The organism is Photorhabdus tasmaniensis (assembly GCF_011189505.1).
Classification (GTDB): domain Bacteria; phylum Pseudomonadota; class Gammaproteobacteria; order Enterobacterales; family Enterobacteriaceae; genus Photorhabdus; species Photorhabdus tasmaniensis.
In genome coordinates this window covers 1-25,068 of sequence record NZ_PUJU01000061.1, presented here as the reverse complement: position 1 = coordinate 25,068, position 25,068 = coordinate 1, and the positions used below count along the sequence as shown (strand labels likewise).

Sequence of the window (25,068 nt, the reverse complement as noted above, 5' to 3'; positions counted from 1 at the left end):
AATCACGGATATGGCGGTCAACGGTGGTCTGATGGAGTCGCAATGCCTGGGCTATCATGACAGAACTCCAGCCTTCAGAAGCCAGAAGGATAGCTTTTATTCTGTCTCGTACTTGACCATCACGAGTGGTGTCGTGAAGACGTTCAAGTTTGATTTTTTGTTCTGATGTAATAAATATTTTCATAGCGAGGATAATGATCTCTATTTCGGATAAAATCAAGCATCTTCAATGATTACGGGTATAGTTATTTTTATCATGTTTTATTGATGAGCTCAAGGGTTGGATTTGTTTTTTATTTTAAAACGAATATAGAAAATGACTAATTTTATACATGTGAAAAAATTATAACGATAGCTGTGATAAAAAGATTTATAGCATATGCATATAATTGTTGAAATGATATAGGTGATCGATACTAATGATAAATAGGATATTGTATTTTCGTCATGGAGGAAAATCTCCATTATTATGCAGCATACATACATAAGAGTGAAAAATAATACTGGATCACCTGCATCTTCAGCAAATACTATTATAATGTTGTAAATATTATCGCTTTTTGTATAATACTTTATTACATATCTTCTTTCATCATCGTCAAGATTTTTAAAGATCCTTTGCATCATAAGAAGCTCTTTAAACGTGAATCCACTACTGAGAGTTAATTTTCTTAATTTTTCCAAATCCATTTATTTAATCTCATACTTCTGATTTATCATAACATATTTATTCCTTTATTATACCTAATAAATGCGTTATTTAGATCTGTTTTTCGAAGGTTTGCTGGGATTGTAAATTTATTAATTGCGTTAACAGTCTTGCCGACAAACCAATTCTAATAATAAATGAAAAAATTTACAGGGTGGATTCACATGATAAGTGCAACATCGTTAATCTGGAAGTAAACAGGTTCGTATTCCTTTAAATAACTCGTTCTGCTTTATTCCATCGTTTTTTCGGTACATTATCTAAATAAATTCCTTGAATTATGGTGAAAATACTACATAAGAAGTTGATACTAAATTCCGCTATTTTTGGTTTGGCTATTCTTACCTCTCAAGCTGGGGCGGGGAAATTATTCAGGAATATTAAAAGTTTCTTGAGGCTATGTGCATAAATCCGTAATGTGTTTCAAATTCGTGCAATTCATATATTTGAACGGAAACTTTATTATGTCTGACAAGCACTCAATTTGGCGATACACCATGCCGATAGCACTCCTGCTGATGGCACCGTTTGATTTACTTGCTTCTCTGGCCATGGACATTTACCTTCCCGTGGTGCCAACTATGCCCGACGTATTCAATACGAGTCCGTCTGTTATCCAGCTCACCTTAAGCCTTTATCTATTGGCCCTGGGATTGGGGCAGGTGCTCTTTGGACCACTTTCTGACCATATCGGCCGACGTCCTGTCTTGCTCGGTGGTGCTACTCTCTTCGTTATTGCCTCAGTAGGAATCGCGACATCAACTTCTCCTTCTGTCTTCGTTGCCTTCCGACTTATCCAAGCCCTCGGCGCGTCAGCAGCGCTCGTCACGACTTTTGCAACGGTACGCGATGTATATTCTGACCGTCCAGAGAGCGCCGTAATCTACAGCCTATTTAGTTCAATGCTAGCCTGCGTGCCTGCTCTGGCACCGATACTAGGCGCTTTTTTGGCGGACGGGTTCGGCTGGAGAGCGATTTTCTGGTTCTTGGCTCTGGTGGCGGTTCTGCCGTTACTACACGCAGCGTTTCGTTGGCATGAGACTCGTATGCCGGGTGTTGCCGGGGGTTTTTCGGTCATTCCTATTTTGGTGAGCGGTAAGTTCTGGCTTTACACATTCGCCTTTGGAACCGTGATGGGGACATTTTTCGTATTTTTCTCCACTGCACCAAGAGTATTGATCGGAAAAGCGGGCTATTCTGAACTACAGTTTAGTTTTGCCTTCTTGACTGTTGCACTTGTCATGATAGTGACAACAAGTTTCGCAAAGCGGTTTGTCGGCAAGTGGGGCATCGCTGGTAGCGTACGGCGTGGCATGGTTCTCTTGGTCTTTGGTGCTGCAATCTTAGCTGTAACATGGACGATAGGTGAACCCTCCTTTGCCACGTTTGTATTGCCTATGTGGGTGATGGCTGTAGGGATTATCTTCACGGCATCTGTCACAGCCAACGGTGCACTGGCTGATTTTAATGACCGTGCAGGTTCGGCTGTGGCTATCTACTTCTGTGGTCAAAGCGTTATTGTTTCTCTTTTCGGCACAGCAGCTGTCGTAGGCATGGATGGTGATACAGCTTGGCCGCTTGTCACTTTTCCATTCATATTTGCAGGTACGGTTCTCATAGCGATGAGAGCTTTCCCTGCTTGGAGTCGTTGAGATATTTCAATGTTTATGATGCTGGAATAATCAGTTTCCATTAACGGCTAAGAGCAATGCCGGAGGCTTGTTGTGCCAGCATATTTTTCGCTAAATCGACAATAATTGCTGCGGCTTCGATTGGCGGTGTTCCTCCCCGGTGAATGTTGGAGATACAAGTGCGGTCCGCTTCAACGGTTTTTTCTACGGTTGGTTTATAAACAGCATAGCAGGAGAGGCTTTCCGATTGTCCCAGTCCGGGACGTTCCCCAATGAGTAAGATAACCACTTTAGCTTTCAGTAATTCGCCAATCTGATCTTCGATTTTAACGCGGCCATAGCGCACAAAGAACGGCGTGCCGATACACAATCCTGCTTGTTCCAGCCCTTTCAGCAAAGGTGGCAGAATATCTTCATAGTTGGAAATAATAGCATCAGTAGAGAGGCCATCGGAGATAACAACTTGTACGTCAGGAGCTGTTTTACATTGTGTCAGCAGGGTTTCTATGGCGTTGGCGCTGAGTTTTCTCCCCAGATCGGGGCGGGTCAGATAGCGGTTTTTGTCACTGATTTGAGATTGCACTTCCAACAACCCCTGTTTTTGTACCCATTCGGCAGGAACTTCTTTCAGCACCGTATCCTTGGAACGGGAGTGGTCAGCCAGAAAACGCAGTAATGCCTGGGTTCGCGGACGTGGACCACTGCGACCGGTACATACTCTTGATACGGTACTGCGGCGTAATTCCTGTAGGACTTCCATACGATTCGGGTTTTGTACACCAATCCACTGCTTGGCTTCCAGGGAGCCTAAGTCCAGCGTACAGCTTTCAGCTTCGTCAGTGATTTCAGGAGATGCATGTGGTTCCTGACCAGAGACCACATTGCTTACATTTTCTTCAATTTGTTTTTGGTTCATGTGATTTATCTCAACGAGGAATCAAAAAAAGAACGACGCATCACCTGCGCGTGATGTTAAGCGCCCATTTGCCATGATCCCCATGTTTTCCAGCCAGCGTTCAAACTCTGGTGATGGGCGCAAATTGAGCAGATGGCGGATAGTGGCGGTATCGTGGAAAGCGGATGTTTGGTAGTTGAGCATAATGTCATCGCCGAGCGGCATTCCCATGATGAAGTTACAGCCTGCGGTTGCCAGCAGGATCATCAAGTTTTCATTCTGGTTCTGATCGGAATCTGCATGATTGGTATAGCAGCAGTCACATCCCATTGAGACACCGCTGAGTTTTCCCATAAAGTGATCTTCCAGTCCGGCGCGGATAATCTGGCGATCATTGTAGAGGTATTCCGGCCCAATGAAACCGACAACGGTATTCACTAGAAATGGGTCATAATGGCGTGCCAAACCGTAGTTTCGTGCTTCCATTGTCACTTGATCAGCGCCAAAGTGAGCACCGGCGGAGAGGGCAGAGCCTTGTCCAGTTTCAAGATACAGGCAGTTATCGCCAGCAAGACGGCAATATTCCGCACCAACGGCACGCGCTTCATCTAACATAGCCAATTCTACGCCAAACTCTTTTAGCCCTTTTTCACTGCCGCAGATACTTTGGAAAATTAAACCGCCCGGCGCACCACGCTTAATGGCTTCTATCTGAGTGGTGACATGGGATAAAACACAGCCCTGGGTTGGGATGGCGAATTTGTCGATCACCTCATAGAGGGTATCCAGCACGCGGGTGAGGTTTTCTACATCGTCCGTTACCGGGTTAACGCCGATGACGGCATCACCAACGCCAAATGATAACCCTTCGTAAATTTGGGCCAGAATGCTTTGTACTTCGTCGCGGGTATCGTTGGGTTGAAGGCGGGCGCTGAACGTTCCCGGCGTGCCGATGGTGGTATTGGCTTTTTTGATCACCGGCATTTTTTTCGCACCATAAATCAGATCGGCATTGGAGCTGATTTTTGCCACGGCTGCGACAACCTCAGAACTTATCCCTTTACGCAGAAAGGCAATATCATCCACGCTGGTGTCATCGCTCAATATATATTCACGCAGTTCGCCAATGCGCCAGTTTTTTATGCGAGTGTAGGCAATTTCATTAATGTCATCCTGAATAATGCGGGTAACACAATCTTCTTCATAGGGAATAACCGGATTCATACGGATATCCGCTATCGTCATTTCCGACAGGACATGTTTAGCCGCTACCCGTTGTTGGGAACTTTCGGCCGCCACCCCAGCCAGCACATCCCCGGAACGTAATTCGTTAGCCATTGCCAGCACCTGTTTGACATCTTTAAACTGATAGGTTTTACCAAAAAGCTGAGTTTTCAATTTCATGTTTACGCTCTCTCAGGAAGGAAAAGCCAGTGATTTGATGGTAACGGGAACGACGGCGCCACCAAATAATGGAACCCCAATATCGATATAATCTCCGGTGTGGGTAATCACTTCGTCGATTACCGCCAGTGGCCGTTCTTCCATCAGAGGATGCAGCAGCATCCCCAGTGCTTTACCAAAGTCCTGGCCGGCAACTATCAGCAGCGGATGGGAAGAGGGATAACGTTCGGTAAAATCCTGTAAAGCGGTGATGCATGTTTGTACTGCGGCATAATTGACTGGCAGGGCATCGGGCAGAGCCAGGGCATACAGATCTTGTTGTGGATCAAGGTCCATTTGTGTCAGTGCTTGCCGCCAGGCTTCTGCCAGTGATTCAGTGACCTCTGTTCCAGGGTGAACCACGGGGATGTTGCACAGTGGCAGCGACAGCGTATCAAGCCAGATAGTGCTACCGGATAACGATAATGTATGCGCGCCGGCACCAATGACGGTAGCGCGTACGGTCTGTTTTGGTATTTGCAGCGGCAGTTTGGCGAAATTATTATCACGATGGATAGCTTGTGCCAGCAGTGGCCCTAAATCATGAAACCGGAATAGATCACTGTCCGATGCTTGACGATAACATTCCCCTACACCGCCGGAGAGGGTGACAGCATAGAGTTCGTCACAGTTTGGCAGTGGTTCAGTCATCAGCAATTGCTGTGCCAGTGGGGTGAGATGTCCGACGGCGACTTCCCATAGCAACTGTGACATTCGGGCGGCAATCTGTTGTATTTGTGTGGCTGTCAGATGTTGAACATCGGTGTTTGCACCAAACAGAGAATGAACGATGAGTGTTCCGGGTGGATGTGCCCGTAAGACTTTTCCTTGAGGATCGGTTTCCAATAAGCGGCCGCCGACATTCAGGCAAGCGGAGGCGACCAGTCGTCCGGCATCGAACAGCGCATAGTTTGCTGTGCCGCCGCCAATGTCAATGTTGAGCACTTTGGCCATTTTCTGTTGTGACAGTGCCTGAGCGCCAGCACCAAAACCAGCAATCACGGATTCCAGATGTGGCCCCGCTGTTGCTACAACAAAATCCCCCAGTTTCTGGGCCAGTGTCATGACCGCAGGACGTGCGTTACTGGTTTTAGCGGTTTCACCAGTAATGATCACCGCCCCGGAATCGATGTTTTTCGGATCGATGCCTGCTGCCTGATATTGCGCTTGAATTAAGTTGAGCAGTTCGTCTTCACGTAGTTGTCCGGCGAAATCCACGGGAGTAAATAACACTGGGCTTTGCCAGATAATCTCGCGTCGGACAAACTCATAGCGTGGCACTTGTGATATTGCTGCACGGTTCACCAGCGACAGACACGAAAAGATCACTTGTGTGGTGGTGGTGCCGATGTCAATACCGACACTAAATAACTCTTTGGCCTCCATAGCTACACCTCTTGTCTGTAATAAGGCGTATGTTGGCATTTTTTTCTATAAATCAGTATCAGATGTCAGCAATTTGGTCAGAAAGTCAACGGTAATCACAAAAACATGAAGGGTTGTAATAAAAATGGTGTAGGGACAAGGTGAAGGGCTAAGTTACCAGGAGAAACAAACAGATAAAGTCGCAATGTGCCAGAACAGATTGCCATCATCAATACATCAATAAAAGTGAAGAATTATTGATCTCACACCATATCGTGTTGCTGGCTATCGGTAATATATCTTCCAACAGACTTTCGTTACAGGGTGAGAAAGATGATGAATAGCGGAAAAGTTTGGTTGGTCGGTGCCGGTCCTGGTGATGCGGCATTGATTACTGTCAGAGGATTACATTGTATCCGTCAGGCTGATGCGCTGGTGTATGATCGGTTAGTCAGCCCGGATCTGTTATTAGAAGCCCCTGATAGCTGCAAAATGATTAACGTCGGCAAAACGCCGAATTACCACCCGGTGCCGCAACGGCAAATTAATCAGATCTTGGTCGAGTGCGCGCAACAGGGGTTAAATGTCGTCCGGTTAAAAGGGGGCGATCCTTACGTATTTGGCCGTGGTGGCGAAGAGGCCGAAGCATTGGCACTGGCGAAGATCCCTTTTGAAGTCGTACCGGGTATCAGTTCATCAATTGGTGGTTTGGCTTGTGCTGGGATCCCTGTGACTCATCGTGATTATGCTTCAGGTTTTCATGTTATTACCGGCCATCTGCGTCAGGGAAATGAGCCGCAGGATTGGGCGACACTGGCAAAGCTGGAGGGCACGCTGGTGATCTTGATGGGAATGACGCAACTGGCGAGCATTTGTGAGCAACTGATTGCAGGCGGTAAAGCACCGACGACACCGGCGGCGGTGGTGATGTATGCCAGCCACCAGCAACAGCAAGTAGCCAGTGCAACTTTGCTAACGCTGGTACAGCAAGTGGCCGCTCAGGGATTGACTGCGCCGGCATTGATTGTTATTGGTGATGTGGTGCGTCTGCGGGAAACATTGGCTTGTCGCCGGGAACGTTTGTTGCTGGCTTCCGTTTCATCACTGATGGCACTTTGATTCTCTATTCAACATCTGGATTTGACATTTGATGAGCGAACATGGTGGCAATGTGCTAGAAATAGCGCAGAAAATCGGTGTGACAGCAGAGGAAATAACGGATTTCAGCGCTAACATTAACCCGCTGGGAATGCCGGTCTCCCTGAAAGCGGCGATTATCGACCAGTTGCAACGTGCAGAATGCTATCCTGATACCGAATATCGCCGATTACATGCAGCGCTGGCACATGTTCATCACTGCACCGCCGAAAACCTGATAGCGGGTAATGGTGCCACTGAACTGATTTATGCGGTAGTGAATTATCTTAAGCCGCGCCGTGCCATGCTATTGATTCCAGGATTTGCTGAATATCGGCGCGTTTTACAGCGGGTGGGTTGCCAGATTGATGATTATGTGATGAGTGAAACCAAGGGTTATCAGCCTGATGAGCGTTTGCTGGTGGCATTGGAGCGTTGTCGCCCGGATTGCTTGTTTCTTGCCACACCGAATAACCCAACCGGCCTGATGCCGGATACGGAACTGTTACTGGCGGTGCTTGAACGTTGTCACCAACATAATATTGCGCTGATTGTCGATGAAGCGTTTATTGATTTTCTCCCGGATGCTGCCGGACTGATCCCCAAGATAGCCCATTATCCTCACCTCTATATTTTACGTTCATTAACGAAGTTTTTTGCTATTCCGGGATTACGTCTTGGCTATCTGGTCAGCGGTGATGTAGCAGGTATTCGGGAGATGAAATGCTGGCGGGAGCCGTGGACCATTAATGCTTTTGCGGCATTGGCTGGTGAAATCATTCTCAATGATAAGGCTTACATTCAGGCAACACACCGTTGGCTGGCACAGCAGCAACGTTGGTTCTATCAGGCATTAGCTGCGTTGCCGGAATTATGTGTCTGGCCTCCCGCAGCGAATTATATTTTCTTGCGTTGTCTGCGCCCGGAAATCGATCTCCAGCAAGCGTTGCTGAAACACCGGATACTTATCCGTCATTGCGCTAACTATCCAGGCTTGAGCGCTGCGCATTACCGGGTTGCTATAAAGGGTGAGCATGATAATCATCGGCTGGTATTGGCGTTACGTCAGGTATTGGGTTATGGCTGAAGCCCGCTGTCCCGCATCGTGCGGTGAACTTATTCAAGGATGGATTCTTGGTGGTGAGAAGTTGATCTCCTGCCCGGTGAACTGGTTCAGCGAGGTTTCTGTTACCCATGGCGTACCGGGGAAACGTGAACGTCCCCGTATGCGGCAAATGATGAAAGCTGTACTGGCGTACTTTGGTCTGTCGGTAGATATGGCGCGGAGTTTACGTATCTCTTTTACCTCTACGATCCCGGTGGCTAAAGGGTTGGCAAGCAGTACCGCAGATATTGCCGCTACGGCACTGGCGACGGCGCGTTATTTGGGAAAAACACTGGATGAAACAACCCTTGCCCGGTTTTGCGTACAGCTGGAACCCACAGATAGTACGCTGTTCAGTCATCTTACCTTGTTCGATCATCAAACGGGCGCGACTCAAATTGCATGTGGCTGGCAGCCGTCGGTGGACATTTTGCTACTGGAAAGCCCGGAAACGTTGATTACGGCTGATTATCATCGTTTGGATCGACATCAGACATTGCTGGAAAGCGCCTCAGTGCTGGCGCAGTCCTGGCGGCTATTTTGTCAGGCGGTGGCTACACGGGATTGCCTGCGGTTGGGGGAGGCCACGACGCTCAGTGCGCAGGCGAGTCAAAAACTGTTGGTAAAACCGGCATTTGACAGCTTGCTGGAATTGGTAGAACGCAGTGGGATCTACGGGTTGAATGTTGCTCATAGTGGTAGCGTTGTAGGGTTGTTGTGTGATCGTCATCATCATGATGTTGAGTACCTGTGCTGGTGGCTAAGACACCGCGACATCACCCGTTTTTATCCGCGTCAGCATTTGCTGACGATGATACCGGGCGGCGTACGTTAGCTGAGGAGAGGGGATTATGCTGGATTATTTGCCGATGTTTTGTCAGATTCGGGATAAAACTTGCCTGTTGGTTGGGGGAGGTAAGGTGGCTGAACGCAAAGCGCGTCTATTATTGGATGCCGGTGCGCGTCTACGGGTTAATGCACGGGAATTCACTGCGCAATTCCAGATTTGGGAAGATGCGGGTCGAGTGACACTGATCCGTGGTGAGTTTGAGCCTCATTGGCTTGATCTCTGTTGGTTGGTGATTGCTGCGACCAATAATGCAGTAGTTAATGGTTATGTTAGTGAATGTGCGACGGAGCGCCGTATTTTCTGCAATGTGGTGGATGAACCACAGCAGGCAAGTTTTATTACGCCGTCAGTCATTAATCGTTCGCCGTTGGTGATTGCTATCTCTTCCGGGGGTAATGCACCGGTATTGGTCAGGTTATTGCGTGAAAAACTAGAACGGCTGTTACCGATGCATCTTGGCTGTCTGGCTGCTTATGGCGGGACACTTCGCCAGCGGGTAAAACAGCATTTTCATCATCTGGCGGCACGTCGTCACTTTTGGCAACAATTTTTTACCAGTAAACCGTTAATGCAATCGTTGATCAGTCAAGATCGTCAACAAGTGAATCGTGTGACAGAAGCGCTGTTCTCTGAGTTATCTCAAGCAGATACGAGCAACACAGATAGCCGCTCTTTGACTGACTAACATACTGGAGTGAGTAAAATGAGTGAGGAGCGGTATAAACAGAGGAAGCAGCGGCAAAAAGAGAGATTCATGGCACAAGTGGCAGCCGCTCAGGAGCACCGGGGGATCGTAATCATCTATACCGGCAATGGTAAAGGGAAAACAACTGCCGCTATGGGAACCGTTACGCGGGCGTTGGGGCATGGATTAAAGGCCGGGGTTATCCAGTTTGTTAAAGGAAAATGGTCAGCCGGTGAGGGTGCTTTGCTGGAACAACATGGATTAGCGTGTCAACTCATGCCGATAGAATTTACTGGAGAAATACAAAATCATGCTAAAGAAATTGCTGCTTGCACGGGTGTTTGGCAACATGCGTTGCGCATGTTGCGTGATCCTGCGTTATCATTGGTGGTGCTGAGTGAATTAGCTTGTATGATAAATAATGATTATCTGTTGCTTGATGAAATTATCAAAGCACTAAACGAGCGACCAATCGATCAGACCGTCATCATTACCGGGCGGGATTGCCATCCTGCGTTGATTGAATTGGCCGATACGGTTAGCGAAATGCGTGCTGTAAAACATATTCTCAAGGGGGATTAAACTTCCCTATCATTTATAGGGTGTTAATTTTTCTTCTCTAAATAATAGAGGGTGAATAATCTTTCATTATTTATTTTTACTGAGATTAATCATATGGAAATATTGTTTTTGAAGTGATGAGAATATATGTAAATAATATTTTCCCAGCCAATTAATTGTAATGAACTTGATAGGGTATTTATTCCATAAAGCTTAATGATACATTAAATAAATTCCATGAAATATATTCCATAATCTAATAATTTTAATTTATTTACAAGTTGGAAATTCTATATAATATTGTCGATGGAAAAATTAACGTTAATTTGGATTTTAATGTGTGGAATGAATTGGTGTAATCCAATATTTTGTGGTGCTCATTATTAAGTTTCAAACAGAGCATAGTTATTTAACTTATAAATTAAGAGATATAATATGTCTATTGAAAATACCAATATAGCTGATCAAACAACTGGCAAAGATTCTGTGGTACTTGGGCATGCAGAAGCGCCGGCAGTACACTCTATCGCAATTGGTGCTTCACCCCGGAATTCTAAAACAATCAGTGAAGCAGCTATTGCGATTGGGCAAAATCAACTTGCGGGTAAACAAGGTGATGCGAAGGTCGTTTGGCCAATTGCGATTGGCGCTGATTCTATCTCCAGTGGCCTGGCTTCTATCGCTTTAGGGCAAAAAGTAACTGCTAGTGCGGCTCAGGCAGTGGCGATTGGTCAACACTCTTCTGCAACAGAACAAGGGAGCGTTGCATTAGGTTCGGATTCAATTGCTAATAAACCGAATGTTGTTTCTGTAGGAAAAACGGGCCATGAACGTAAAATTGTGCATGTTGCTGCCGGGGATATTTCAAACCACAGTACTGACGCGGTTAATGGTCAGCAATTACATGCTGAATCGGCAAAGCTTGAAATATTATTGGATGCAAAGAATAAGCAACTGGAAGAGAGAATAGAAACGCTGGAAAGTGATGTCGCTAATCTCACCCTGCTGATTCAGAATAGTACGGATGATCTTGCATTATTGAAGAAACGACTTCTTGATGCATTAAGTTATTAATATAAGTTAACTATTGTTTTATATATTCTTGGTCATTAGGCCAAGAATTTTGACTCGCTTCGCAACATAAAAGCCAGTTCGAAACCGGCCTTTCACTCATCGGATAAAAAATCAAAGAAAACAGGGTGTTGACAGATAGATAACAACGTTGTGAACACTTGAGATAAAAGATTTAACAGATTTCATGATGGGTTCTCTTTATTGGTAAAGTGTGATTTATTTCACGAAAATCTAAATTATGGCAGTGATTTTAATCAGAAAAACTTCAGAGTCAAGTGGTTTTTAAAAATTATTTTAAGTATTAAAATAATTTTGTATGGTGTTTTCAGTAGCAGGAAGCTTGCATCTTACGAAGATGAAATGCTGATCGGTGGTACAGACGCGGTGAGGCAAGATTTTTTGTGTTCAAGCAGATAAGACTTTTCGTTATTTCCAGTGAGATAATGAATATATGCTGGTTTTTAGCTGGGGAATTTAACTTAGCATTTACCTTGGTAAATTAAATATTGATATTTGCCGGAGGTGTAAAAATAATAAGCTAATTTCGTGGTTATATTAGTATTAAATGATAAATAAACTAAATATTTTTAGAAATATATAAAATTTTAACATTAATAGTTAGGTTGGTGAATTATGCGATAATACATTGATGTGCTTGGGTAAATATAATAATGATGAATAACATTTAGAAGTTTAATTTGAATGCAATAGATAGGTTTTATTTTGGTATGTTTTTAATTTCAACGTGTTGGGTTGTTTATTTCTGCTAATCGTATAAAAATAATTGATCATTTAATTTATAAAGATGTTTCATTATTATTAATTTAAACTAGACTATGATTGACATGAATTACTGGAGGTTTTTTTCGGTAATTAAATATATTGCTTATAAAATAATGTTATTTAATTTAAGGAATGTATATGAGTGCTAAGAATGATTTTAAAGCTTTTTCTGTTAATAATAATTCTAATGTAATAAGTCAAGAAAAATATGAAGAAAGTCAGAGTTTGCAGACTGGGTTTCCACCAGAGAATATTCCCATTCATGTGTTAAATAAGGTGTTACGTCAGTCGTCAACGATATCGTCTGTCATCGCCAATTTTATCACGACACAATCTGGTGATAATGTTCTGGATGATGGTGACATAGTTAAACTTACCGCGCAATTAGATAACGCTTTGGGGAAAAAAATCACAGCAGGATTTGATAGGAATAAAGCACTGCTCTCAGTAAATGGGTGGTGGAAATGTGGTGATACTGGAATAATTATTCAATGGGGTCAGGAAGTTGGCAGTCTGAATCAAAATGATTATAGAAATTTCCCGATTTCATTTCCCAATGCTTGTTGTCAAATAGTCACATCGTACTCCGACTTTGGTAACTATGGTTTTGGTTGTGCTGCTTCTGCTGTCTCTAAATCTCAATTTCTTGTGACATGCCGTGACGCTAGCGGAGCTCTCGCAAGTGCTGTTGTGAGATATTTAGCCATAGGGTACTAATTATGTATTACTACAGTGCAAAAAATAATGCTTTTTATCCGATAGAATTAAAACAAAGTTATATTGACATTGGTTCATTTCCCGATGATGTAATAGAAGTGAGTGAGTCGGTTTTTATTGAATTTGTTGGCAATGCTCCCCCGCAGGGTAAATGTCGTATAGCGGATAAAAATGGTTTACCCGCATGGGGTGATATTCCTCCGATGACTCAAGAACAACTGGCGCAACAGGCAGAGGCTCAAAAACAACGACTCATGTCAAAAGCCAATAAACAGCTAGCCCCTTTGCAAGATGCTGTTGATTTAAATATTGCCACCGAAGCAGAAAAAGCCGCTTTACTGGCATGGAAAGAACACAGAGTTATGTTGAACAGGATTGATATTTCACATGCGCCTGATATAGAGTGGCCGGAACAGCCGAAATAAAAATAGAACCCTGATAGACTGTTGATAAAGTGCTGGCTATTTAGTCAGCGCTTTGATTTAATAAAATATCGATAAAAATAAGTTTATTTTTATCCCTCCTGGCAGACTAACTAAAATGAGAAAGTCTTTGTGAATGTTATGTTATTCACTTATTCTAATGAAGTCATGAGATATTATCATAAAATATAGTTAAGAAATGAAATAAATATGGAACTTGGATTCACATAATAAGTGCAACATCGTTAATCCGGGTAGTGAATTCCCGGTGAATGCTTTACGAATAGAACCAAAATTTAAAGAAGGATTTTGGCCGTGTGAAAAATTAGGGCAATGGGTACTTGTCGAAAATAAAAACGGAATCATGATTTACGATATTGAATCAGGTCAATCACAGGAGAATAAAGAAATCATTATCCCCGATGATTTTACAGAACAGCCTCGTCCGTCACATTATCATAAGTGGAATGGTAAATGGGTGATGAGTAATCATGATGCGGAGCGATTAAATGCAGAAAAAAAGGCAGAAATGAAGCAATATGCTGAATCAAAAAAGCAACAATTAGTGGTTAAGGCCAGTGAGAAAATGGCGCCACTACAAGATGCTGTTGATTTAGGTATTGCCACCGAAGCAGAGAAAGCCGCTTTACTGGCATGGAAGAAATATAGGGTGATGTTGAATAGAGTTGATATTTCACTTGCTCCTGATATGGAATGGCCGGAACAATCAAAATAATAAAAATGGCCTGAGTAAGTAAGCCATTCATACAGTATTTTATTGATTCTGTAATTACACTACTGAAAGATTCAGTTTGAGATATGAAATGGAGGGAATAATTTCATGTGATTAATATAAATGTCTTGGATATATTTCTGGTTGCGATTTGTTTGGTTGTTTATTTCTTCTAATTATACAAAAATGATTATTCTTCTAAGTTATAAGAACATTTTATTATTGTTTTTATGAACTAAACTATGATTGTCGTAAATTATGAAGAATTGCTTTAACAATTATTAAAAATATTGGTTGTGAATAATGCTATTCAATTTAAGGAGTATATATGAGTGCCAAGAATGATTTTAAAGCTTTTTCTATTGGTAGTAGTGCTAATATAGTGAGTCAAGAAAAGTATGAGGGAAACCAGAGCTTGCAGACTGGATTTACGCTAAATGATATTCCTGCTGATCTGTTAAACAAGGTATTACGTCAATCATCGACAATGGCATCTATGATAGCTAATTTTATCGCGACGCAATCTGGCGATGATGTTTTAGATAATGGTGATATAGCTAGACTCACTGAGCAATTAAATAGGGCTTTAGAAAAGGAAATTGTAACAAAAGCGCCAAATGCCTCATTAACACAAAAAGGTGTTGTTCAGCTTACTGATGTATTGGGCAATAGTGACACATTAGCTGTTACGCAAAAACTTATTCAGGAAATAATAAATTCATTACGTGATAATATTAATGCCAAAGTACATAATACCAGAAAAATTAACGGGAAAGTATTAGCTGAAGATATCAATATTACTTCTCAGGATATCTTTGCTGGACAGGCGATTAATTTAGGTAATAATGCGAATTTGGATAATTACAAAACACCTGGGATTTATTATCAAGAACATAATTCCAGTGCTCAAAGTGGCAATAGTTATCCTGAGCCGTTCGCGGGTTCGCTTGTTGTATTGAAAGCGGCTGGGGTCGTTCAACGTTATTTCGTCTATAACAGCAGTCGGGTATATACACGTAGCCAATTCCATGATAATCCATGGACCCCTTGGATCAGTGAATATAATGCAGTGAACAAACCTACTGCTGAGGATGTTGGAGCATATACAAAAGCAGATTCTGATGCTCGATATATTACAGGGATCCGCAAAGTAAATGGAAAGATTTTAGCTGCGGATATCAATATTACTTCTCAGGATATCTTGGCTGACCAGGCGATTAATTTAGGCGGTAGTGCGAACCTGGATAGCTACAAAACACCAGGGATTTATTATCAAGAGTCTAATGCTCATGCTAAAAATGGCAGTAATTACCCTGAGCCGTTCGCGGGTTCACTCGTCGTGTTGAAAGCGGCTGGGGTTATTCAACGTTATTTCGTCTATAACAGCAGTCGGGTATATACACGTAGTCAGTTTCATGATAATCCATGGACCCCTTGGGTTAGAGAATATAATGCGGTAAATAAACCTACCGCTGAGGATGTTGGAGCGTATACAAAAGCAGACTCTGATGCTCGATATATTACAGGGATCCGCAAAGTAAATGGAAAAGCTTTAGCTACGGATATTAATATTACTTCTCAGGATATCTTGGCTGGGCAGGCAATTAATTTAGGTGCCAGTGCAAATTTAGATAGCTACAAAACACCGGGAATTTATTATCAAGAGTCTAATGCTCATGCCAAAAGTGGCAGTAATTACCCTGAACCGTTCGCGGGTTCGCTAGTCGTGTTGAAAGCGGCTGGGGTTATTCAACGTTATTTCGTCTATAATAGCAGCCGGGTATATACACGTAGCCAGTTTCATGACAATCCGTGGACACCTTGGGCTCAGGAATATAATACGTTAAATAAACCTCCTGCTAATTCTATTGACAATCATACGAAAGTCGAATCGGATAATCTTTATATTACTGGCGTTCGTCTTGGTGCTGAGATTTATAGCAAAGATGGAGGTGATTCTGCCGAGATGCTTTATTCTAGCCCTATGCAGTTCTCTAGTAACGGTCAATGGTTCACTATTGTACGAGGATAATGATAATGAGTTTAATAAATGTTGGTCCATTTGAACAATATATACCTGATAGTGAAAACACTATTCAATTTGCGCTTTATCTTCAAGATAAGCAGGGCAATGATTGGTATAGCTCTCAAAGTCAATTTTCAATAGATACATTAAAAATTATGTATGATGCGACAGGTCTCATTCGTGCAATAACGACTGATGTATCTAAACTTGCACCACTTGGTTTTTCGGTCGCAGAAATTAATAAGAATGATGCTCCTATAGGGTTTGGTGAGAAAACCAAAGATAAATGGATATTTGATGGTCAGAAAATATTACTTTATGTTGCGACTAAAGAAGAATTAATAAAGAAAGCAGAACATGAGAAATTTCAACTACTGACTAAAGTTAATAATATCGTCACGCCACTACAAGATGTTGTTGATTTGGATATTGCTACAGAAGCTGAAAAAGAGGCTTTATTAGCATGGAAGAAATATAGAGTGATGTTGAACAGAGTTGATATTTCATTAGCCCCTGATGTTAAGTGGCCGGAACAGCCGAAATAATGAAAGTGGTCTGAATAGATCGGCTATTTATACAATGATTTTGTTGATGTTGAAATACTGAGAGATTTAGTTTTGAACTTGAAATGGGAAAATTGTGGTAAGAAATAAGAGAGGGGAGAGGAGAATAATTTCTTGATATTGAGTTGCTTATTGTAATCAATTATAAGAAATTGTTGATATTATAAGTTATAAGAATATTTAATTAACCTGATAGAGTACTTAAGGCACGATCAGAGTTTTTGTAAAGACTCTGATCGTGGAAATATTCAGACATTGCTAATTGAGAAGAGTTTTACTGTAAAGTTGATAATTTTTTCCGGTAGTTTATATCTTAGTGGCATTTACAGCTAGCTAAGAATATATTTCTATTTTATAACCACCAGGCTTAGCTATTTAATTTAAGGATTTTATATGAGTTTTAAGAGTGATTTCAAAGCTTTTTCTATTAGTAATAATGCTAATGTAGTGAGTCAGGAAAGATATGAAGAAAGTAAGGATTTTCTGACTGGATTTCCACCGAATGATGTTCCCACTCATGTGTTAAATAAAGTATTGCGTCAATCATCAACTATAGCATCTGTTGTGGCTGATTTTATTGCGGAACAATCTGGTGATGATGTTCTGGATGATGGGGATATAGCTAAACTTACCGAGCAATTTAATAGGGCTTTAGAACAGAAAATCACACCAAAAATTCCAGATGCCTCATTAACACAGAAAGGCGTTGTTCAGCTCACCGATGTGGTAGGCAATAGTGACACATTGGCTGTTACGCAAAAGCTGGCTCAGGAAATAATAAATTCATTGCGTGAAAATATTAATGTCAGAGTACCTGATACTCGGAAAATCAACGGGAAGATGCTGACTGAGGATATTACACTTTCTGCGATTGATATCGGAGCAAAACGACCGGGTGATATTTATTTATCTGCACATCCGGCATCAGATTTGGCTAAGGGAGAATATATTGCGAATGGTGCTTCTTACACGATTGCTTCAACTGTTGGTCGAGCATTGAATAATTTGTCTCATGCATATAAGGCAGCATGGGGAATTAAGCGGAATGGTGATAAAATCAACCTCCCTAATCTACTTGTTGATGGACGAGGGGTATTTATGCGTGCTGGATTGACACCCGGTGTGAGGCAGGGAGATGCGATTAGAAATATTACAGGTAATGTGGGGTGGGGGGGGCATGGGCTTTTTACTCGTGTCAGTGGAGCATTTTATGGTGTACAAAGTACCGCTACAGTAATTGTTGCGGGAACGAATTCTAATAGTAATCATGGATATTCAGCCTATGCCACTTTTGATGCATCAAAAGTCGTACCAACGGCAGACGAAAACCGTCCACTCAATGTCAGTATGATCCCTGTGATTTATTTGGGAGTATAAAGTAATAATAAATTATTAATTGATATCCAATGAAAGGAACCACCAAAATAATGAAGATGGCCTAAATAAATAGGCCATTTATACAAAAACAGTTAACCTTATAAGTAATAAATACACCTCATTGTTCTTTTTCTGAACTAGACTTTGATTGGTATGAATTGGGGGTTATTTTTACAATAATTCAATATATTGATTATAACATCATTTAATTTAAGGAAGGTATATGAATCACAAGAATGATTTCAAAGCTTTTTCTATTGGTAATAATGCTAATATAGCGAGTCAGGGAAGATATGAAGAAAGTAAGGATTTGCTGACTGGGTTTCCGACAAATGATGTTCCTACTCATTTGTTAAATAAAGTATTGCGTCAATCGTCAACTATAGCATCTGTTGTGGCTAATTTTATTGCCGAACAATCTGGTAATGATGTTCTGGATGATGGGGATATAGCTAAACTCACCGCACAATTAAATAGAGCTTTAGAACAAAAAACCACAACAAAAGTTCCAGATGCCTCGTTAACCCAAAAAGGCGTTGTTCAGCTTACAAATGTGATTGGCAATAGCGATACATTGGTGGTTACGCAAAAGCTTGTTCAGGAAATAATAAATTCATTGCGTGAAAATATTGATAGTAGGGTACCTAATACCCGGAAAGTGAATGGGAAGGCGCTAAGCTCGGATATCAGTTTTAATGCCGTGGATATAGGATCATATACCAAAGCAGAAATAGACCACCAAATCAATGCCAGAGGAGCTAAAAATACAATCTTAAAATTAGAGAATGGTTGGTGGAAATGTGGTGATACTGGGATAATATTTCAGTGGGGAATATCTAATATTACTGGATATACCAGTCCTAATGTAAATATTAGTTTCCCAATTCCTTTTCCACAAAAGGTTATTATAGTTGGCCAGCAAGATAACGGTGGTGGAATTATGACAGCAATTTGGCAAATAAATAATATTCAATTATCAGGCTTCACTGCGGAGAATCTTGGCACTTTGAGTCGCAACTCTAAAGAATTTGGGCAGGTAGTCGCATCAAGATATGTCTGGTACGCTTGGGGGTTTTAATGCCGGTACATTTCCTAACGATGTGATAAAGGTTAAAGAATTGGTTTTTTTATTGAGTTTGTAGGTCATATGCCTCCAGAGGGTAAACACCGTGGCAGGCGAAGACAGTTTACCCGATGGAACAGCTTTTTAATAAATAGAGTAATTGATTGATAATTTTCCATGGCTATTTATATATAGATAACAAAAATCCGGAAAATTCGAATTTGAGCCTCTCGGTTGGCGCTGGTTCATCAGCGCTTCCCCATACTTCCCGCAAAATATCTATGTTAGTCTTAATGCTCAAATTAAAAGTCAGGAGTTTTTAAGTGAAGGATATAGTGATTCGCCATATTGAAGAAAGCGATTGTGAACAAGTTCATCAATTATACGCTAACCTGCAAGTTTACTGTAATACTTTGCAGTTGCCCTATCCTTCTCTGGAAACATGGGTAAAGCGCATTACGAATCTTCCTGAGGGGTGTTTCTGTTTGGTTGCCTGTATTGATGGGAAAATTGTGGGCCAGATAGGTATAGAAATATGTCAGAATTTGCGACGTCGCCACATTGCTACTTTTGGTATGGGGATACATGCTGATTATCAGGGACGTGGTGTTGGCAGTGAATTGATGAAGGCTATGCTCAATATGTGTGATAATTGGTTGAATATTGAACGTATAGAGTTGGAGGTATACACAGACAATAATGTTGCCATTGCATTATATAAAAAATTTGGGTTTGAGATTGAAGGAACCGCTAAACGTTACGCTTTTCGCAATGGTCGATATGCTGATGCTTATTACATGAGTAGGGTTTTAGATATTCGTGAGTGATCTCACTCTCTGTCAGGAAATTAGATTAAAATTTTAACTTTTGTGATCAATAGTCTTCAAATCAAGGGAGAATAAATCAATTCTCCCGATTGGCTTTTGTTTTAATAAAATTCAAGAAATAAAAAACAGTTAACCTTATAAGCAATAAGAACACGTATTATTCTTTTTCTGAACTAGACTTTGATTGGTGTGGATTGGGGATTATTTTTATAATAATTCAATATATTGATTATAACATTATTTAGTTTAAGGAAGGTATATGAATCACAAGCGTGATTTTAAAGCTTTTTCTATTAGCAATGATGCTAATATAATTAGCCAAGAAAAATATGAAGAAAGTCAAAATTTGCAGGTAGGCTTTCCACCAGAAAATATTTCTATTTCTGTATTAAATAAGGCATTACGCCAATCATCGACAATAGTCTCTGTGATGGCTAATTTTATTGCGGAACAATCTAGCGATGATGTTCTGGATGATGGCGACATAGCTAAACTCACTGCGCAATTAAATCGAGCGTTAGAGCAGAAAATTTTAAATATTTCTAATATTCCTGTAGGTGTTCCTGTTCCTTGGCCAACTGTGATACCACCTGCTGGGTGGTTGCAGTGTAATGGTGCGGTCTTTGATAAATTGAAATTTCCAAAATTAGCAGAAGCTTATCCTGATGGTAGGTTACCTGATTTAAGAGGGGAATTTATTCGAGGTTGGGATGATGGCCGAGGTGTTGATAGTGGACGTAGAATTCTAACTTCTCAGGGAGATGCCATCAGAAATATCCAGGGTTCGTTCGCTGGCACGATAGCATCAAACTATCATTTGGCAGTAAGAGGCGCTTTTTATGCTAGTCAAGTGCTTGGAATAGCTACAGATGGCAGTTTCAAATCGGTAAATAATTCTAACACGGATACTCCATACGGCTTTGGATTCAACACGGCAAGGGTTGTTCCTGTAGCCTCAGAGAATCGCCCCCGCAACATAGCATTTAACTACATAGTGAGAGCAGCATAATGACAGAATAAAAATACTCAAAACCGACTTTATGCTAATTGATTAGGTAGTTTTATGTTTTTGGGTGAATGGAGATGGTTTGTTAATGACGGTAAATGCTAGGTTTTAAATCGGAGTTTTACCATAATTTTACCAGAGCTAAATCCCGCAAATAAAAAACCAACCATAACTGGTTGGTTTTTCTGGGGAAATTTTGTCGGTATACTACCGGCAATTCGTAAGACTGGAAGCTATCACAGTTCGATGATTTCTGACTTGTCATTTAACGGATAAATCTTAATGACCTCCGAAAATGGAACCGTTGTCAGTCAAAAGACACTGTATTCTGATGAGAAGGTCTTGACGTTAAACACGTTCATGGAACTTGCTCAGAGAGCCGGTTATCTCATCATTCACAGAGAAAACTTCATGAGCATGGAAACAGCTGGAAGTACTAATTTAAAAGCCAAGGGCGGTTTACATATCCGACATTTTTTACTCATTAAAGTTGATGACAAACATTCATTGAATTACAATGTAATTCAATTGTAATTCAATGAGAGATCTTATATGGCTACAAACCAGCTAGTACAAACCCGTATTGATGGTGAGATTAAAGCAGAGGCGGCTGCCGTTCTGGCTGCTATGGGGCTAACTGTATCAGATGCCGTTCGCATGATGTTAACGCGAGTAGCAAGAGAAAAAGTGTTACCTTTTGAGCCTTTGATTCCCAATGAGACAACAATAGCCGCAATGAAAGAAGCTCGCAAAGGTTGCGGTAAATCATTCTCCACAGTAAAAGATTTAATGACCGATCTCAATGCGGACGATTGACTACGCAAGCCAGTTCAAGCGAGATTACAAGAGAGAAAAGAAAGGTCGGCATCGTGAAATTCTTGATGACGCATTTATGCCGGTGATTGAATTATTGGCTTCTGATAGCTTGTTAGAACCGAAATATTGCGATCATGCTCTTTCTGGTGATTGGAAGGATTTTCGAGATTGTCATATAAAGCCTGACTTGATACTGATTTATCAGAAGCCAGACGCGGACACATTGCGCCTTGTCCGTCTTGGTTCTCACTCAGAGCTTGGCTTATAACACCTTTGACAGGCCAGAATCAACCTGAAATACAGCCCCTTGCGGGGCTTATTTATTGGGGCCTACAAGAAGTTTGCAGGTCGGGAAATTGATTCTAATGATTCGTTATAATTTCTATTGATTAACCCGAATTCTGTTATTTACAAAGACGGGTTTAACTGTACCGGACAAAGCTGACATTCTAAACGGACGATTGAATTGATCTTGCTCTCATGGTGAAGCCAAGCAACAACAAACCACATTGCTGCAACAAGCCAATGAAACACTCTCATTGTTGCAAAACTCTGTTGACTTAGAGGTTGCTACCGAAGCTGAAGAAGACGCTCTGCTTGAATGGAAGAAATACCGGGTGTTACTAAGCCGGGTAGATACTTCACAAGCACCGCTATGGGGAGGTTCTTCTTTCATCGGTTGAACAACAACAAGCTGCAAGATTGTTGGCTAAAGGTCACACACGTAAACAGCTATCACTGATTTATAATACGTCACTGTCTACGGTGTATAAGTATTTGCCTGCAATAATTACAATCAAAAAATAATTAGATAATTTTATTTTTTGGGGTGAGGGGAGATGGTTTGTTAATTGTGGCAAATGTCAGATATGGAAGCGGAGTTTTACACCCATTTTACACCCATTTTACACCAGTTTTACACCAACCAAATCCCGCAAATAAAAAAACCAACCATAACTGGTTGGTTTTTCTAGGGAAATTTGGTCGGCATGATAGGATTTGAACCTACGACCCCCGACACCCCATGACCGCGACCAATTCACGTTCAAAGCCTTATTCGGCGCGGGTTTCGGGGATTTTAACTGTGAATGCAAACAGTGCAAAATGCGCAAAATCTGCATTATATACATCAATAAGTTAAGTCGGGTTTTTCCACTTATCAGACGGCTATTTCTGCGTGCGGAACTTCAACCCAGTCAACATGATTTTGAGTATAAATTTTTGTAGATTCAGCGTCACTGTGAGCCATTCGAGCTTGTGGATCTACACCCTGGATTTTAAACATGTGCGCTGCTAATGCCCTAATTTCATGAAACGTAGGGCGCTCTTCAACTGGAAGACTTGCAGCCACTCTAACTTTGTCTCTTAATTTTGAAAAAGTACGACTGAGATAATCGGGGGCAATTTGAGTTGGGTGATTAACTTCCTGGCTTATTTTATTTGATAAGCGATCCGGTACTCGATGAACAACATATGGACTTGCAATATTGTCCCGGCTAGCATCAATGATAGCCTTTATCGTTGGTCCAATCGGGATAGCTATATGTGATGCTTCTTTATGTTGGACTTTTTGTCTGTGAATATAGAGCATCCCATAGATGCCGTTTTTGGGTTCTGAATACCACATGCAACCGCAAACACCTTCCTTTGGTGATTTGATGTTGTATCTGATACGGGAAACTTCTAGCCGTGCTTGAGTTGTTTGTAATGCCAGATCCATTGCCGTTCTTAACCAAGGTTCTGCTGCATTACGTATAAGCATGAAATCATCAAATGAAAGCCTGCGGCGTTTCTTTTTATCAGTACGTTTCATTTTCTTACGCTCTGCGGGATTATCTAGCATTAATGATTCATCCACGGCATAGCTGAAAATTTTTTTTAAGAAGCCGACTTTCCTGTTTTGAACATTTGCAGATGAATCACTGTGATATTTTTTTATATAATCATTAACGTGTTCTAATGATATATCACACGCCGAAGTTTCGATAAAAAATTCCCTTACTCTTTCTATATCATTTCGCCAGTCCGCGAGAGTGTTGTCAGACGGATTTTCATCTTTAACAATACGGGAAAATAAGTCATCAATATAATTTGATAACGGTAACACCTCTCCATATTTTCCACCTGATTCTTTAACCAGTGAATTGACGGATACAGATGATTCCGGCCTCATGATATTGTTATATTCCCTTGCTATGGCAATAGCGACAGCCTTGTCGCTACCTATATTTTTCTTTTTACCATTTGTTAAAATGAAACGATATTGACCTTTATTTTTATCAAAATATAAATAATCGGGTAAATGCCTGAATTCTTTCTTCCTTGGTCTGCTTGCCATCTTACGAATCTCTGATTAATTGATTTACACATGATGAAATAACAGAGTCAACTCCCCATCTTTCAGATGAACTAACCCAAACCGACCCGTCAATAATTTTTCCCTTTAATTTTCCTATTTCTATCCAATGCTTGATTGTTCTATTATCTGGAATCGAGCCTTTCTCAAACTCTCTGAGTCCCCATGATCTGGCTTTCATTAATTTTCCCGGCATGGACATAATTTAACTCCATATAATAACGTATTATTTTTCTTTTCTAATATCCCGAACATACTGAGAAAGCCATATCTTCGGACTAGCTTTTCTCTTCTGATGATCAGACATAATTAATTTGAATTTCTGTGTATATTTATCAAGAATAGCTGTAACTGCTTTGTCATCGTATTTCGATAGTTGAGTAAGTTCGTTTAAGCATTCCTTCGCTATTTTTCGACGTCCGTTCTCATATATTTGCTCTGACATCAGATTTGAATTAATGTATCTTTCCAGTCAACATTTTCTAAATCAACAATAGCGACAATTTCATATTGATATTGTACTGATTCAGAAATCCAGCTCCCATTGCTTTGAAGTGGCTTTTCGTTCTGTGCTGATACAATTCCGTTGTGATCAGTTACTATAAATTTAGTCCAAAACGGAACTGATAATTCAATGCCGAAGTATTTAACTTTAATCGGCTTTATTAAGCTAATAAGTTTCATGTAATTTTATTTCCTTTTCTAATTCTGTACATGTTTAATATATTCCAAGCAAAAGCAGCAATGTAATTTGTTCATGCTGGAACTTTAAGATCGATGCCAAAATAACTTGTTATAAAATACGAATAACTTGTTACAAAATACGATTCAAACACGGTTTGCAATTTCATTTTCCATCACCCTTTAATTTAACTAAGGAATCTTCCCATCGTTCATCTTCGAATAAAATCGACATTAGCTCGA

General features: G+C 41.2%; 26 protein-coding genes and 2 pseudogenes. 21 read left to right on the top strand and 7 right to left on the bottom strand.

Annotated elements, in window-relative coordinates; genetic code table 11:
- Positions 1-184 (bottom strand): helix-turn-helix domain-containing protein (locus C5471_RS20275; RefSeq protein WP_166296321.1); only part of this gene is annotated, 184 nt, incomplete at its 3' end.
- A 989-nt stretch (positions 185-1,173) separates the two neighbouring features.
- Between C5471_RS20275 and cml the strand changes: the two genes are divergently transcribed.
- The gene (gene cml, locus C5471_RS20270) at positions 1,174-2,361 is read left to right on the top strand and encodes a CmlA/FloR family chloramphenicol efflux MFS transporter (protein WP_133812525.1); all 1,188 of its coding nucleotides are present in this window, start codon (positions 1,174-1,176) and stop codon (positions 2,359-2,361) included.
- Between the two features lie 40 nt (positions 2,362-2,401).
- On the opposite strand, the gene eutC is transcribed toward cml, so the two are convergent.
- The 3 genes from eutC to eutA are packed head-to-tail and all read right to left on the bottom strand — an operon-like array spanning position 2,402 to position 6,064.
- A complete protein-coding gene (gene eutC, locus C5471_RS20265; RefSeq protein WP_133812526.1) occupies positions 2,402-3,256 on the bottom strand; it encodes an ethanolamine ammonia-lyase subunit EutC in 855 nt (284 codons plus the stop codon).
- 21 nt (positions 3,257-3,277) lie between these two features.
- Positions 3,278-4,639 (bottom strand): ethanolamine ammonia-lyase subunit EutB, encoded by a 1,362-nt coding sequence (locus C5471_RS20260; protein WP_133812527.1) that lies wholly within the window; start codon positions 4,637-4,639, stop codon positions 3,278-3,280.
- A 12-nt stretch (positions 4,640-4,651) separates the two neighbouring features.
- Positions 4,652-6,064 (bottom strand): ethanolamine ammonia-lyase reactivating factor EutA, encoded by a 1,413-nt coding sequence (gene eutA, locus C5471_RS20255; protein ID WP_133814167.1) that lies wholly within the window; start codon positions 6,062-6,064, stop codon positions 4,652-4,654.
- Between the two features lie 315 nt (positions 6,065-6,379).
- On the opposite strand from eutA, the gene cobA reads away from it, so the two are divergent.
- From cobA to C5471_RS20155, 20 genes and pseudogenes are all read left to right on the top strand, one after another.
- Complete coding sequence (gene cobA / locus C5471_RS20250; protein ID WP_133814168.1) at positions 6,380-7,162, top strand: uroporphyrinogen-III C-methyltransferase; 783 nt, start codon at positions 6,380-6,382, stop codon at positions 7,160-7,162.
- A gap of 31 nt (positions 7,163-7,193) precedes the next feature.
- Positions 7,194-8,267, top strand: coding sequence for a threonine-phosphate decarboxylase CobD (cobD, locus tag C5471_RS20245; RefSeq protein ID WP_133812528.1), 1,074 nt, complete (start codon positions 7,194-7,196; stop codon positions 8,265-8,267).
- The gene (locus C5471_RS20240) at positions 8,260-9,120 is read left to right on the top strand and encodes a GHMP family kinase ATP-binding protein (protein WP_133812529.1); all 861 of its coding nucleotides are present in this window, start codon (positions 8,260-8,262) and stop codon (positions 9,118-9,120) included. Before cobD ends, C5471_RS20240 begins: the two co-directional genes overlap by 8 nt.
- A gap of 19 nt (positions 9,121-9,139) precedes the next feature.
- Positions 9,140-9,769 (top strand): annotated as a pseudogene (locus C5471_RS20235) (NAD(P)-dependent oxidoreductase); the annotation flags it as partial.
- 69 nt (positions 9,770-9,838) lie between these two features.
- The gene (gene cobO, locus C5471_RS20230) at positions 9,839-10,402 is read left to right on the top strand and encodes a cob(I)yrinic acid a,c-diamide adenosyltransferase (RefSeq protein WP_133812531.1); all 564 of its coding nucleotides are present in this window, start codon (positions 9,839-9,841) and stop codon (positions 10,400-10,402) included.
- Positions 10,403-10,816: 414 nt separating this feature from the next.
- A complete protein-coding gene (locus tag C5471_RS20225) occupies positions 10,817-11,455 on the top strand; it encodes a hypothetical protein (RefSeq protein ID WP_133812532.1) in 639 nt (212 codons plus the stop codon).
- Positions 11,456-12,376: 921 nt separating this feature from the next.
- Positions 12,377-12,955, top strand: a complete 579-nt coding sequence (locus tag C5471_RS25120) for a gp53-like domain-containing protein (protein ID WP_133812533.1) — start codon at positions 12,377-12,379, stop codon at positions 12,953-12,955.
- Positions 12,956-12,957: 2 nt separating this feature from the next.
- Positions 12,958-13,380, top strand: a complete 423-nt coding sequence (locus C5471_RS20215) for a tail fiber assembly protein (protein ID WP_133812534.1) — start codon at positions 12,958-12,960, stop codon at positions 13,378-13,380.
- Positions 13,381-13,645: 265 nt separating this feature from the next.
- A complete protein-coding gene (locus C5471_RS20210) occupies positions 13,646-14,113 on the top strand; it encodes a tail fiber assembly protein (RefSeq protein WP_339959313.1) in 468 nt (155 codons plus the stop codon).
- Between the two features lie 325 nt (positions 14,114-14,438).
- The gene (locus C5471_RS20205) at positions 14,439-16,142 is read left to right on the top strand and encodes a pyocin knob domain-containing protein (RefSeq protein ID WP_133812535.1); all 1,704 of its coding nucleotides are present in this window, start codon (positions 14,439-14,441) and stop codon (positions 16,140-16,142) included.
- Positions 16,143-16,147: 5 nt separating this feature from the next.
- Entirely contained in the window at positions 16,148-16,681 is a 534-nt protein-coding gene (locus C5471_RS20200; RefSeq protein WP_242688795.1) for a tail fiber assembly protein, read from the top strand.
- A 411-nt stretch (positions 16,682-17,092) separates the two neighbouring features.
- A complete protein-coding gene (locus C5471_RS20195; RefSeq protein WP_133812537.1) occupies positions 17,093-18,076 on the top strand; it encodes a tail fiber protein in 984 nt (327 codons plus the stop codon).
- A 223-nt stretch (positions 18,077-18,299) separates the two neighbouring features.
- Entirely contained in the window at positions 18,300-19,154 is an 855-nt protein-coding gene (locus tag C5471_RS24550) for a gp53-like domain-containing protein (protein WP_242688794.1), read from the top strand.
- A 308-nt stretch (positions 19,155-19,462) separates the two neighbouring features.
- Complete coding sequence (locus C5471_RS20185; protein WP_133812538.1) at positions 19,463-19,966, top strand: GNAT family N-acetyltransferase; 504 nt, start codon at positions 19,463-19,465, stop codon at positions 19,964-19,966.
- A gap of 259 nt (positions 19,967-20,225) precedes the next feature.
- Positions 20,226-20,975 carry a phage tail protein gene (locus C5471_RS20180; protein WP_133812539.1) on the top strand — a complete coding sequence of 250 codons (750 nt, stop codon included), beginning with the start codon at positions 20,226-20,228 and terminating at the stop codon, positions 20,973-20,975.
- Positions 20,976-21,254: 279 nt separating this feature from the next.
- Positions 21,255-21,506: a hypothetical protein gene (locus C5471_RS20175; RefSeq protein WP_133812540.1), complete on the top strand. Its 252-nt coding sequence runs from the start codon at positions 21,255-21,257 to the stop codon at positions 21,504-21,506.
- An 18-nt stretch (positions 21,507-21,524) separates the two neighbouring features.
- Positions 21,525-21,788, top strand: coding sequence for a type II toxin-antitoxin system RelB/DinJ family antitoxin (locus tag C5471_RS20170; RefSeq protein ID WP_133812541.1), 264 nt, complete (start codon positions 21,525-21,527; stop codon positions 21,786-21,788).
- Complete coding sequence (locus tag C5471_RS20165; RefSeq protein ID WP_133812542.1) at positions 21,775-22,056, top strand: type II toxin-antitoxin system YafQ family toxin; 282 nt, start codon at positions 21,775-21,777, stop codon at positions 22,054-22,056. The genes C5471_RS20170 and C5471_RS20165 overlap by 14 nt, the downstream gene beginning before the upstream one ends.
- A 241-nt stretch (positions 22,057-22,297) precedes the next feature.
- Positions 22,298-22,471 carry a tail fiber assembly protein gene (locus C5471_RS20160; protein WP_422630932.1) on the top strand — a complete coding sequence of 58 codons (174 nt, stop codon included), beginning with the start codon at positions 22,298-22,300 and terminating at the stop codon, positions 22,469-22,471.
- Positions 22,470-22,595 (top strand): annotated as a pseudogene (locus tag C5471_RS20155) (helix-turn-helix domain-containing protein); the annotation flags it as partial. The gene C5471_RS20160 and the pseudogene C5471_RS20155, both read left to right, overlap by 2 nt.
- A 352-nt stretch (positions 22,596-22,947) precedes the next feature.
- Here C5471_RS20155 and C5471_RS20150 read toward each other — a convergent pair.
- The 3 genes from C5471_RS20150 to C5471_RS20140 all read right to left on the bottom strand — a co-directional run bounded on the left by C5471_RS20150 (position 22,948) and on the right by C5471_RS20140 (position 24,828).
- The gene (locus C5471_RS20150) at positions 22,948-24,126 is read right to left on the bottom strand and encodes a recombinase (RefSeq protein ID WP_133812543.1); all 1,179 of its coding nucleotides are present in this window, start codon (positions 24,124-24,126) and stop codon (positions 22,948-22,950) included.
- 1 nt (position 24,127) lies between these two features.
- Complete coding sequence (locus tag C5471_RS20145; RefSeq protein WP_133812544.1) at positions 24,128-24,346, bottom strand: hypothetical protein; 219 nt, start codon at positions 24,344-24,346, stop codon at positions 24,128-24,130.
- Between the two features lie 242 nt (positions 24,347-24,588).
- Positions 24,589-24,828: a hypothetical protein gene (locus C5471_RS20140; protein WP_133812545.1), complete on the bottom strand. Its 240-nt coding sequence runs from the start codon at positions 24,826-24,828 to the stop codon at positions 24,589-24,591.
- Positions 24,829-25,068 lie beyond the last annotated feature (240 nt).